Origin of the sequence: Streptomyces sp. NPDC058289, assembly GCF_042880975.1 — a bacterium.
Lineage (GTDB): Bacteria > Actinomycetota > Actinomycetes > Streptomycetales > Streptomycetaceae > Streptomyces > Streptomyces stoeckheimensis.
In genome coordinates, this window is the sequence record NZ_JBHVYI010000020.1 from 1 (window position 1) to 12,051 (window position 12,051).

Genomic DNA, 12,051 nt, shown 5'->3' on the forward strand with positions numbered 1-12,051 from the left:
CTCACCGGGGGGCCCGACCGGCACGACGTCGACCGCGCCGGTGGTCACGTCGGGTGCCTCGGGTTCCACGTTTCCGTCGTCCGCCGCCACGGTGTCCCCGGTCCCGCCCACGGTGCTGCCGTCCGTAGCGGGGGGCCCGACCGTCCCGCCTTCGACCCCGACGGTGTTGCCGTCCGTAGCGGGGGACCCGACCGTCCCGCCTTCGACCCCGACGGTGCTGTCGTCGGGCGCCTCGGGTTCCACGTTTCCGTCGTCCGCCGCCACGGTGTCCCCGGTCCCGCCCACGGTGCTGCCGCCCGTAGCGGGGGGCCCGACCGTCCCGCCGACAACCCCCACCGCGCTGCTGCCCGGTGCCTCGGGTCCCACCTTTCCGTCGGCGGCCGCCGCGGTGTCCCCGGTCGCGCCCACGGTGCTGCCGTTCGCAGTGGGGGACCCCGCCCTCCCGCCGGCCCCGTCCACGGTGCCGCTGCCCGCAGTCCTGGGCCCCAACGTTCCCCCTGTCCCGCCGCCCGGCGCCTTGGACTCCGCCCTGCGGTCGGCGACCCCCACGGTGCCACCACCCGGCACCTCGGACCCCACCCACCCGTCGGCTCCGTCCACGGTGCCGCCGGTCTCGGCGCCCGTAGTGTTGGACCCGGCCCTTCCGCTGTCGCCCCCCACCGCGCTGCTGCCCGGCGCCTCGGATCCCACCCGCCCTTCGGCCGCGTCCCCGGTCCCGCCGCCCGGCGCCTTGGACTCCGGCCTCCCGTCGGCCCCGTCCACGGTTTCGGCGTCCGCAACTGTGGGCTCCAGCCTTCACCCGGTCACGCCCGCGGTGCCGTCGGCCCCGCTGCTCGCCCCCTTGGGGCCCAGCTTGACGCCGCCCGCCTCCGCGCAGCCACCCGCCAACCCCCCACAACCACCGCAGAGTCCGACCGCTGCCACCACGCCGCCGCCCCCGGCTCCGCTGGGGTCCCCGCAACCTCGGGCCGCTGCCACCCCGCCCCCTCCGCTCACCACTTCGCAGGCGTCTCCGCAACCTCGGGCCGCGTCCACCCCGGCGCCGGTGCTCACCACTCCGCTACGGTCCCCGGTGGCTCCGGCCGAGCCCGCGCCGCCGGTTGCGATGCCCGTTGATCCAGTGGCCTCTACCGACTTCCGGCCCGCCCCCGCCCCTCCGGCGGCTTCTGTTCCTTCCGCGTCGGTGGCCGCCGATCCGCTGCGGCCCCCACTCGCTCCGAGTGAGCCCGCGCCGCCGGTGCCGATGCACGCTGATCCGCTGGTGTCGCCGGACTCTCCGTCTGCCCCGGCCCCTCCGCCACCGGTGTCTTCCGATCGGCTGGGTTCGCCGCTCCCTACGCCCGCCGCTGCGCCGCCCGCCGGTCCGCCACGGTCACTGCTCGCTTCGGCTGAGTCCGTTCCCCTGTCGCCGGACTCTTCGCCTGCCCCCGCGCTGCCACTGTCGGCGCCCGCCGATCGGCTGGGTTCGCCGCTTCCGTCGGCTGCTTCTGTGCCGCCCGCCTCGGCACCTGACGATGCGCCACAGCCCCTGCTGGCTCCGGCTCAGTCAGTTCCTCCGTCACCGATGCCCGCTGATCCGCTCTCCTCATCGGCTTGCCCAGCGCCGCCGCTGTCGGTGCAGGCCGATGCGTCACGGTTCCCCCTTGCTGCGGCTGCGCCGCTGCCGGTGCCCGCCGCGCCATCGGCGATGTCGGCCCCGGCCCCGGGCACGCCATCCGGCGTAGGGGGCGGTCCGGTTCCCTCTCCGGACGCCCCGGGCTCTTCCCCTGCCCTCGGGTACGGGCACGCACCCACCACACCTCTCCCCGTCGGTTCCTCGCCCCGGCCGACTCCGGACGAGGCAGGGCCCCGCTCGACTGCGTCAGTCACTCCTCCCGGAGGACCGCCCACGATCGGTGCACCCCCAGGGGCCGCCCACGGTTCGGCTGCTGTGGACGGGCAACGCCCCTCGCTGCTTCCGAGCGCCCCCGCAGGGCTCCAGCCGCAGCCGGCCCCCGCCCCGGGGGCCCGGTCCGTCGCCGAAAGCGCGCCGGCGCCAGCTCCCGTAGGCCCAGACGTGTCTACGCCGCCGTCAACCCCGACTCTCGGATCGGTGCCCATGCCGCCGTCGACCCCGCCCATCGGATCGGTGCCCATGTCGTTGACAGCCCCGATCCTCGGATCCGTACCTACGCCGCCGTCGGGCCCGACCCTCGGCGTCGGGCTGACGCCGCCTCCGGACGAGCGGCCCTCACCGTCGCTGACGGCCTCCGCCGGGAACCTGCCGACCCGGCTGGGGGAGCATTCCGGTACCGAACCCACGGCTCCCGGTCCGAGCCCGGCCCCGGCCGTCCCAGGGGCCCCGCCCGGGCAGCCGTCAGCCAGCGCGGCCTGGGCTGTAACGGCTGCTGCGGCGCCACCCAACCCCTCCCTCCCCTCGGACGGCACGCCGGCCCCGACACCTCCGGCTGCTGCGACTCGACCTGAGTCGCCCGCTTCGCCCGCGGCCCTGAGCAGCGAGCCTCCGTCCGCCGCCCCCGCATGGCAGCCGACACCCGCTTCGGCGGAACGTTCTCCCCAGCCCGCCGCCGATCCGCCGGATGCCGCTGGACCGACGCCCCCTCCCACCGCAAGGCCGTTGCTTGCTGCGGCGGACGGGTCCCCTCGGCCCGCCGCTGATCCGGCCGTGTCCGGTGGGTCGTCCGCGCCGCCTACTGCGTGGCCGCCGTTGCTTGCTGCGGCGGACGGTTCGCCTCGGCCCGCCGACGATGCGGCTGTGTCCCCTGGGTCGACGGCGCCGCCCACCGTGTGGCCGCCCCTGTTTGCTACGGCGGACGCGTCCCCTCGGCCCGCCGCTGATCCGGCCGTGTCTGGTGGGTCGTCGGCGCCGCCTACCGCGTGGCCGCCGTTGCTTGCTGCGGCGGACGAGTCCCCTCGGCCCGCCGCCGATCCGGCTGTGTCCGGTGGGTCGACGTCTCCTCCCACCGCGTGGCCGCCGCTCCTCGCTGCGGCGGACGGGTCCCCTCTCCTCGCCACCGATGCGGCCGTGGCCGGTGGGTCTTCGACCGGTGTCATCGTGTGGCCGCCGTTGGCCGGTGCTTTGGCGGGGCCCGGAGGGACGGCTCTCAGTGGGGCCTTGGGCGGTGTGCCTTCGGCCGTGGCTTCGCAGTCGGCTTCCGGGGCTGCGGCCGACGCTGGTCCGGCAGGACTGGCTGAGGGGCTGCCGGTCGGGGGCTCCGCGGATGCCCTCGCGGGGTGGCCCGGGGCGGAGGTTTTGGGAGCGGCGAGCGGACCCGGCTCCGCGGCCGACCCGGCACCGTCGGGCCCCGGGCGTTCGGACGAGCTGCCCTCGAGGGGACAGGGCACGGCGGTGCCCAAGGGGCCTTCTGTGTCTGCCCCTTCGGTCTCGGGGCCCACCGGCACGCCCGTCGCTGCCCAGGACGCGATGGCCCCACGACGCGGCGCAGCCGAAGCGGAGGAGCGGGCCACGGCAGCGGCGCCGACGGGTGACGGCTCCACCGGTCCTGCCGGTGGGCTTCCGAGCATGCCTGCGGCGGGCATGCCCTGGCCGACGGCCGAGCCGCAGTCACCCGCCGCGGTGCCACGGCAGAAGGACGGCACCGCCCGACCCCGCGCGGGAGCGGCCGACCCGTTGGACCACCCCGACCCCAGGGTCGCCGCCGAGGCCGCCTCGGTGGAGAACCTGCTGCGCTGCTGGGTCCGCGAGACCGGACTCGAACAGCCCGCCGGGCCCGTCCTTCGCATCCCCCTCCCCGCATCGGGCGCCGCCCTGCTCGTCGCCGTCCGCTACTGGTCCGCAGCCGGCTGGCACCGCTTCGGCCCGGCCCGCATCGAAGGCGTCACCGCCGACGCCCCAGCCGTGGACGCGGTCACCCTCGCGGCGCTGATCTCCCGCGAAGGCGAAAGCACCCCCGGAAACGCCCCCGGCGGCGCCGACCTCGTCGGGCGGGTCGCCGACTCGGTGCACCGGACCGCCGAGTTCATCACCGACCGCCGCCAACGCCCGGCCGCACCCGACCCCGTCGCCGCGGACCGGTTCCTCACTGCCGAACAGTCGCTCCTCCTCGGCCACCCGCTGCACCCGACCCCGAAGAGCCGCGAAGGGCTCTCCGAAGCCGAAGTGCGCCGCTACTCACCCGAACTGCACGGCTCCTTCCCCCTGCACTGGGTGGCGGTCGCACCCGCCGTCCTCGCCACCGACTCCGCCTGGACCGAACGCGGCCGCCCGGTCTCGGCCGCCCGGCTCCTGGGCCGCCTCGCCCCCGGGCTCCCGGTGCCCGACGGCGCCACCCCCCTTCCCCTTCACCCCTGGCAGGCCCGAGACCTGCTCCAACGCCCCGCGGTCGCCGCCCTCCGCGACGCGGGACTCCTGCACGACCTGGGCCCGTACGGCGCCCCCTGGTATCCGACCTCCTCCATCCGCACCGTCCACCAGCCCGGCGCCCCCGCGATGCTCAAGCTCTCCCTCGGCCTGCGCATCACCAACTCCCGTCGGGAGAACCTCCGCAAGGAACTCCACCGCGGCATCGAGGTGCACCGGCTGCTCCGCACCGGACTCGCCGAGCGGTGGCAGTCCGCCCACCCCGGCTTCGACATCGTCCGCGATCCCGCGTGGGTCGCCGTCGACGCCCCGGACGGCGCACCCGTCCCCGGGCTCGACGTCGTGCTCCGGCACAACCCCTTCCGACCGGGCGACGACGCCCCCTGCATCGCCGCGCTCACCGCACCTCGCCCGTGGCCCGGGCGGACCGGCATGAGCTCCCGGCTCGCCGAGACCGTCTCGCGGCTCGCCGCCACCACAGGGCGGACGACCTCCGCCGTCGCCGCCGAGTGGTTCCTGCGCTACCTCGAACACGTCGTCCTGCCGGTCCTCGCCTTCGACGCGCTCGCCGGCATCGCCCTCGAAGCGCACCAGCAGAACACTCTGGTGCTCCTCGACCCGGCCGGCTGGCCGGTCGGCGGCCGCTACCGCGACAACCAGGGCTACTACTTCCGCGAATCCCGCCGCGCGGAACTCGAGCGCCGGCTCCCCGGAATCGGCGCCACGAGCGACACCTTCGTCTCCGACGCCGTCACCGACGAACGCTTCGCCTACTACCTCGGCATCAACAACGTGCTCGGTCTCATCGGAGCCTTGGGATCCCAGCGGCTCGCCGACGAACGCATCCTGCTGGCCGCCTTCCGTCGTTTCCTCGGCAAGGCCAGGGGCCTGGGCCCGCTCCCCGAGAAGCTGCTCGACTCGCCCACCCTGCGCTGCAAGGCGAACCTGCTCACCCGACTCGGAGGCCTGGACGAGCTCGTCGGCCCCGTCGACACCCAGTCCGTCTACGTCACCATCGCCAACCCCCTTCACGATTGACGCGTCAGCACCGAAACGGAGAAGAGCCCCGATGCCCTCCACCGACTTCCACACCGGAGTGGTCCTCACCGATGTGGCCCGCACCGATGTGCTCCACATGGAGGTGTTCCGCACCCCCGCGCCGCGTCTCAGCGCCGAGTCGCTGCCCCAGCTCGCCGAAGCCGATCTGCTCGACTCCCCGGCGGCCTGGGGCGGCGTCACGACGAGGTCCGGCGTCTTCCGCCTCGAACCGGTACGGCTCGACCGCGACCTGGAGCTGCTCACCGGCTGGATGAACGACCCGCAGGTGGACGCCTATTGGGAACTGGCCGGCCCGGCCGCCGTCACCGCCGCCCACGTGTGGACGCAGTTGGACGGGGACAGTCGCAGCATCCCGTGCCTCGGCCTCCTCGACGGCACACCGATGAGCTACTGGGAGATCTACCGGGCCGACCTCGACCCGCTTTCCGCGTACTACCCGGCGCGGCCCCACGACACGGGTATCCACCTGCTCATCGGAGACGGCACGAACCGCGGCCGAGGTCTGGGCACCGCGCTCCTGCGCGCCGTCGCCGACCTGGTGTTCGACAACCGCCCCCGCTGCATGCGCGTCATCGCCGAACCGGACATCCGCAACACCCCCTCCGTGTCAGCCTTCCTGAACTCCGGCTTCCGCTGCCCCGCCGAGATCGAACTGCCCGGCAAGCGAGCCGCCCTGATGATCCGCGAGCGGGCGCTGCGCAATCTCCTCTGAGTGCCGCCCCCGCCCACCCCGCCCGCCATCCCGCAGTTCCCGCAGTTCCCGCAGTTCCCGCAGTTCCCGCAGTTCCCGCAGTTCCCGCAGTTCCGTACATCTCTTCACTTCCCGCACATCTCACCTCGAAAACTCTGCGCCACGCAGCAAAATTCCCGATCTTGAGGAGTCCCGTGCAGAATTTCCCCGCAGCCCCCGACTCCCCAGGTCCCCACTTCTCGGACACCCTGCCCCCGTCGCCAAAGCACCCGTGCACACCGCCCGAACTGAACCGTCCCACCTGGGAGTTCGCCGCCCGCCGGCTGCTCGCCAAGATGCTCGGCGAGTTCGCGTACGAGGAGATCATCACCCCGGTCCCCGCCCCGGCCGCCTCCGGCGACGCCTGGACGCTGACCCTCGACGACGGCAGCAGCCTCGGCTTCCGGGCCCGCCGCCGCTCGTACGGCAGCTGGCACGTCACCCCCGACACGATCACGCTCACCCCGCAGCCCGCGTCCTCCGGGTCGCCGACCGCCTCCGGGTCGCCGACCGCCTTCGGGGACCCGTACGCCTTCCTCATCCGCGCGCGCACCCTCCTCGGCCTCGACGGTGCCACCCTCGGCCACCTCGTCCGCGAGCTCAGCGCCACGCTCGCGGCCGACGCCCGCATCGATCACACCGCGCTCACCGCGGACGTCCTCGCCGACCTCGACTACGCGGCCCTCGAAGGTCACCAGACCGGCCACCCCTGGCTCGTCCTCAACAAGGGGCGGATCGGACTCTCGGCCTCCGACACCGCCGCCTGGGCGCCCGAGGCCCGCACCGCCCAGCGCCTGCCCTGGCTCGCCGCCCACACCTCCCTCGCGCACTACCGGGGGACCGCCGGTCTGGAAGACCCTGCCCGCCTCTACTCCGCCGAGCTCGACCCCGTGACCCGCGCCCTCTTCGACCGGACCCTGCGCGACCGCGGCCTCGACCCGCTCGGCTACCTCTACCTCCCCGTCCACCCCTGGCAGTGGGACGAGGTCCTCCTGCCCCTCTTCGCTCCGGCCCTCGCCGCCGGCACCCTGGTCCCGCTCCCCGCCGACCCCGACCTCCGCCTTCCCCAGCAGTCGATCCGCACCTTCCTCAACCTCACCCGCCCCGACCGCCACAGCGTCAAACTGCCGCTCTCCGTCCTCAACACCATGGTCTGGCGCGGCCTGCCCTCGGACCTGGCCCTCGCGGCGCCCGCCGTCACCGCCTGGATCCACTTCCTGCGCGACGGAGACCCCTTCCTCCGCGAGGAATGCGGAGTGATCCTGCTCGGCGAGGTCGCCTCCGTCACGGTCCGCCACCCCGTCTACGACGCGCTCCCCGAAGTCCCGTACCAGTACAAGGAGCTCCTCGGCGCGATCTGGCGCGAGCCGCTGACCCGGCACCTCGCCCCCGGCGAGCGGGCCCGCACCTTCTCCTCTCTCCTGCACACCGATCCCCGAGGCCGTTCCTTCACAGCCGAGCTCGTCGCCCGTTCCGGTCTGACGCCCACGGTCTGGCTCCAGCGGCTCTTCGCCGCCCTGCTGCCGCCACTGCTCCGCTTCCTCTACCGCTACGGCACCGTCTTCTCCCCGCACGGAGAGAACACCGTCGTGATCTTCGACGAGCACGACGTCCCGGTCCGGCTCGCGGTCAAGGACTTCGTGGACGACGTCAACATCAGCGCCGAACCGCTGCCCGAGCTGGCGGCCATGCCGGACGAAGTCCGGGCGGTCCTGCTCACCGAGCCCGCGGACTTCCTGCCCCAGTTCATCCACTCGGGGCTCTTCGTCGGCGTCTTCCGCTACCTCTCCGCCCTCTGCGAGGACCGGCTCGGGGTTCCGGAGGACACGTTCTGGTCCCTCGTGCGGGCGGAGATCCTGCGCCACCAGGCCCGTTTCCCGGAGCTCAAGGAGCGCTACGAGCTCTTCGACCTCCTCGGTGAACGCATCGTGCGGCTCTGCCTGAACAGGAACCGTCTCTACGAGGACGGCTACCGCGACCGGCCCGACCGCCCGCACGCCGTGCGCCACGGCACCGTGCCGAACCCCCTCCACCGGTCATGACCGCTCGCCGGTGCGGTCACTGTCGGCGGAGCCCCGTAGGGTTGGCACTGCTATGACGAAGCCCTCCCTCCCCGACCTGCTGCACGCCGCCGTCTCCGCCGTCGGCGGCACGGAGCGCCCCGGCCAGGTGGCCATGGCCGAAGCCGTCGCCGAAGCGATCGACGACAGTTCCCACCGCCTCATCCAGGCCGGTACCGGTACCGGTAAGTCCCTGGGCTACCTGGTGCCGGCCCTCGCGCACGGCGAGCGCGTGGTCGTGGCCACGGCGACGCTGGCCCTCCAGCGCCAGCTCGTCGAGCGCGACCTGCCCCGGACGGTGGAGGCGCTGCATCCGCAGCTCCGCCGCCGCCCGCAGTTCGCCATGCTCAAGGGCCGCTCCAACTACCTGTGCCTGCACCGTCTGCACGAGGGCGCCCCGCAGGACGAGGAGGAGGGCCTCTTCGATCAGTTCGAGGCGGCCACCCCGACCAGCAAGCTCGGCCAGGACCTGCTGCGGCTGCGCGACTGGGCGGACGAGACCGAGACGGGCGACCGCGACGACCTCACCCCGGGCGTCTCCGACAAGGCCTGGGCGCAGATCTCCGTCTCCTCCCGCGAATGCCTGGGCGCGACGAAATGCGCGTACGGCGCCGAGTGCTTCGCGGAGGCCGCCCGCGAGCGGGCCAAGCTCGCGGACGTGGTCGTCACCAACCACGCGCTCCTCGCCATCGACGCCATCGAGGGCGCCCCGGTCCTCCCGCAGCACGAGGTGCTGATCGTCGACGAGGCCCACGAGCTGGTGTCCCGGGTGACCGGGGTCGCCACGGGAGAGCTCACCCCGGGTCAGGTCAACCGCGCCGTGAAGCGTGCGTCGAAGCTGGTCGACGAGAAGACCGCCGATTCCCTGCAGACCGCGTCGGAGACCTTCGAGCGGGTCATGGAGCTGGCTCTCCCCGGCCGGCTCGAGGAGATCCCCGAGGACCTCGGCTACGCGCTGATGGCCCTGCGGGACGCCTCGCGCAGCGTGATCTCGGCGATCGGCAACACGCGGGACAAGTCGGTCCACGACGAGGACGCCGTCCGCAAGCAGGCGCTCGCCGCGGTGGAGAGCGTGCACGGAGTGGCCGAGCGGATCACGGCCGGCTCCGAGTACGACGTGGTCTGGTACGAACGCCACGACCGCTTCGGTGCCACCCTCCGGGTGGCTCCGCTGTCGGTGTCCGGCTTGCTGCGGGAGAAGCTGTTCGCGGACCGCTCGGTGGTCCTGACCTCCGCGACCCTCAAGCTCGGCGGCGACTTCAACGGGGTCGCGGCGTCGATGGGCCTGTCCCCGGAGGGCGTCGAGGGCGAGGACGTGCCGCAGTGGAAGGGCCTCGACGTCGGCTCGCCCTTCGACTACCCCAAGCAGGGCATCCTCTACGTCGCCAAGCACCTGGCCACCCCCGGGCGCGAGGGCACCCGCGGCGACATGATGGACGAGCTCGCGGAGCTGATCGAGGCGGCGGGCGGCCGCACCCTCGGCCTGTTCTCCTCCATGCGCGGGGCGAAGGCCGCCGCCGAGGAGCTGCGCGGCCGGCTCGACAATCCGATCCTGCTCCAGGGCGAGGAGACCCTCGGCGAGCTGATCAAGGCCTTCGCCGCAGACCCGAAGACCTGCCTGTTCGGGACCCTGTCGCTGTGGCAGGGCGTGGACGTTCCGGGGCCCAGCTGCCAGTTGGTGATCATGGACAGGATCCCGTTCCCGCGCCCCGACGACCCGCTCATGAGCGCCCGGCAGAAGGCGGTCGAGGAGCGCGGCGGAAACGGCTTCATGTCCGTCGCGGCGACGCACGCGGCACTGCTCATGGCCCAGGGTGCGGGCCGGCTCGTACGGGCCACCGGAGACAAGGGCGTCGTGGCGGTCCTGGACCCCCGGCTGGCCACGGCCCGGTACGGGAGCTTCCTGCGGGCCACGCTGCCGGACTTCTGGTACACCACGGACCGCAATCAGGTCCGCCGCTCGCTCGCTGCGATCGACGCCGCGGCGCAGGCCGAGGACAAGTAGGGCGAAGGCCCAGAACACACAAAGCAGCTCCGGGACCGGCGCAGTAGGTCCCGGAGCTGGATGAGGGCGCCGGGCGTCAGACCCGGCGCAGGACCGCCACGACCTTGCCGAGGATGGTGGCCTCGTCGCCGGGGATCGGCTGGTAGGCGGCGTTGTGCGGGAGCAGCCAGACGTGGCCGTCCTCGCGCTTGAAGCGCTTGACCGTGGCCTCGCCGTCCAGCATGGCGGCGACGATGTCGCCGTTCTCCGCGACGGGCTGGCGACGGACCGTGACCCAGTCGCCGTCACAGATGGCGGCCTCGATCATCGAGTCGCCGACGACCTTGAGGCAGAACAGCTCTCCGTCACCCACGAGCTGGCGGGGGAGGGGGAACACGTCCTCCACCGACTCCTCGGCCAGGATCGGGCCACCGGCCGCGATACGGCCGACCAGGGGCACGTACGAGGCCGCGGGCTTGCCCGTGGTGTCCGTGGGCTGCGAGCTGGGCTGGTCGGAACCGCGCACCTCGTACGCCCGGGGGCGGTGGGGGTCGCGGCGCAGGAAGCCCTTGCGCTCCAGGGCCATCAGCTGGTGCGCGACCGACGAGGTGCTGGACAGGCCGACCGCCTGGCCGATCTCCCGCATCGACGGCGGGTAACCGCGCCGCTGCACCGAGTCGCGAATGACCTCGATGACCCTCCGCTGCCGGTCCGTGAGCCCGGAGCTGTCGGCGCGGATGCCTGGAGGTCGCCCTGGCAGCGAGCGTGCGGGGCGTACGGGCTCCGCCTCCGGGTTCAGACTTGCGTCATTCATGGCATGCACCGGCTCGAGTCGGCTCTGGGAGCGGTTCTGGGCAGTGATGGTGGCACTGTCTGCGGTGGTGGTCACGTCGGCCCCTCTCGAAATGTTCTCCCTAGCTGGACAACGGTAGTTGCTTTCGAAAGGTTGCGCCAAACACACGTTCGAGTGAAAAATCGGAGATCACCCACCGTGGTCACTTCGTGAGGTGTATAGACCGCCGACGGGCCATCCGGACCGAACGGGGGTTCGGCTGCGGAGCCACTGCTTACGGTACCCTTCCGGGTCGGGTCGCCACCGTCCGGGTCTGCGCCCAGTGTGGCACCGCGGGGCCTGTTATCCGGCCATCGGACGCCGCGACACGCGGAGCGGTGTAAATCCAGCACAACCCAAGATCTAGTGGTTGGATGAGCGCTGCCACCCAGAAGTTGTGGTCCTCGGTCTGCCGGGGTCCCCGACATCGCATATGCTTGTGGCTGCTTCGAGAGCCTCCGACAGAGCTTCGACTCTGCCGTTCAGGGGTCTCACGAGGTGATTCAGTCGTGCCAAGAGGAGGGTGAGGGAACCATGCACTGCCCCTTCTGCAGGCACCCCGACAGCCGTGTCGTCGACAGTCGCACCACCGACGACGGCACGTCGATCCGCCGGCGCCGCCAGTGCCCCGACTGCTCCCGTCGCTTCACGACGGTGGAGACGGCCTCACTGATGGTGATCAAGCGCAGCGGGGTGACCGAACCCTTCAGTCGTACCAAGGTCATCTCGGGCGTGCGCAAGGCGTGCCAGGGGCGGCCGGTCACCGAGGACGCCCTCGCCAAACTCGGCCAGCGGGTCGAGGAGGCGCTGCGCGCCACCGGGAGCGCCGAGCTGACCACCCACGACGTGGGTCTGGCCATACTCGGCCCGTTGCAGGAGCTCGATCTGGTCGCGTACCTCCGGTTCGCGTCCGTTTACAAGGCGTTCGACACACTCGAAGACTTCGAGACCGCCATCGCGGAACTCCGCGTGCCGCGGCCTCACCCCCAAGAGTGCGAGCCCGGTGGGACCGCTCCGGTCCCCGTGCCCGCCTCCGCCGCCGACTGACCGGACGGCCCGTTCCGC

General features: G+C 72.9%; 7 protein-coding genes. 5 read left to right on the forward strand and 2 right to left on the reverse strand.

The genetic code is table 11. From position 1 onward, the window contains the following. Window positions 1-762: hypothetical protein (locus ACFVX6_RS12880; RefSeq protein WP_389690690.1), on the reverse strand; the 762-nt coding region annotated here is incomplete at its 3' end. A 2,662-nt stretch (window positions 763-3,424) separates the two neighbouring features. Here ACFVX6_RS12880 and ACFVX6_RS12885 point away from each other — a divergent pair. The 4 genes from ACFVX6_RS12885 to ACFVX6_RS12900 all read left to right on the forward strand — a co-directional run bounded on the left by ACFVX6_RS12885 (window position 3,425) and on the right by ACFVX6_RS12900 (window position 10,175). Continuing rightward, window positions 3,425-5,359 (forward strand): IucA/IucC family protein, encoded by a 1,935-nt coding sequence (locus ACFVX6_RS12885; RefSeq protein ID WP_389690825.1) that lies wholly within the window; start codon window positions 3,425-3,427, stop codon window positions 5,357-5,359. 97 nt (window positions 5,360-5,456) lie between these two features. Continuing rightward, the gene (locus ACFVX6_RS12890; protein ID WP_389690827.1) at window positions 5,457-6,092 is read left to right on the forward strand and encodes a GNAT family N-acetyltransferase; all 636 of its coding nucleotides are present in this window, start codon (window positions 5,457-5,459) and stop codon (window positions 6,090-6,092) included. Window positions 6,093-6,265: 173 nt separating this feature from the next. Further along, window positions 6,266-8,152 (forward strand): IucA/IucC family protein, encoded by a 1,887-nt coding sequence (locus ACFVX6_RS12895; protein ID WP_389690692.1) that lies wholly within the window; start codon window positions 6,266-6,268, stop codon window positions 8,150-8,152. A gap of 52 nt (window positions 8,153-8,204) precedes the next feature. Continuing rightward, on the forward strand, window positions 8,205-10,175 hold the full coding sequence (locus ACFVX6_RS12900; RefSeq protein ID WP_389690694.1) for an ATP-dependent DNA helicase: 1,971 nt from the start codon (window positions 8,205-8,207) through the stop codon (window positions 10,173-10,175). Between the two features lie 76 nt (window positions 10,176-10,251). Here the strand turns inward: ACFVX6_RS12900 and lexA are convergent, their stop codons facing one another. Beyond that, a complete protein-coding gene (gene lexA / locus ACFVX6_RS12905) occupies window positions 10,252-11,043 on the reverse strand; it encodes a transcriptional repressor LexA (protein WP_214953278.1) in 792 nt (263 codons plus the stop codon). 477 nt (window positions 11,044-11,520) lie between these two features. On the opposite strand from lexA, the gene nrdR reads away from it, so the two are divergent. Then, entirely contained in the window at window positions 11,521-12,033 is a 513-nt protein-coding gene (gene nrdR / locus ACFVX6_RS12910) for a transcriptional regulator NrdR (RefSeq protein ID WP_389690696.1), read from the forward strand. Window positions 12,034-12,051: the final 18 nt, after the last annotated feature.

Excerpts from the sequence above, each read along its gene's own strand:
- nrdR (WP_389690696.1), top strand. The coding sequence starts at position 11,521 with ATGCACTGCCCCTTCTGCAGGCACCCCGACAGCCGTGTCGTCGACAGT.
- ACFVX6_RS12885 (WP_389690825.1), top strand. The coding sequence starts at position 3,425 with ATGGCCCCACGACGCGGCGCAGCCGAAGCGGAGGAGCGGGCCACGGCA.
- ACFVX6_RS12890 (WP_389690827.1), top strand. The coding sequence starts at position 5,457 with ATGGAGGTGTTCCGCACCCCCGCGCCGCGTCTCAGCGCCGAGTCGCTG.
- ACFVX6_RS12900 (WP_389690694.1), top strand. The coding sequence starts at position 8,205 with ATGACGAAGCCCTCCCTCCCCGACCTGCTGCACGCCGCCGTCTCCGCC.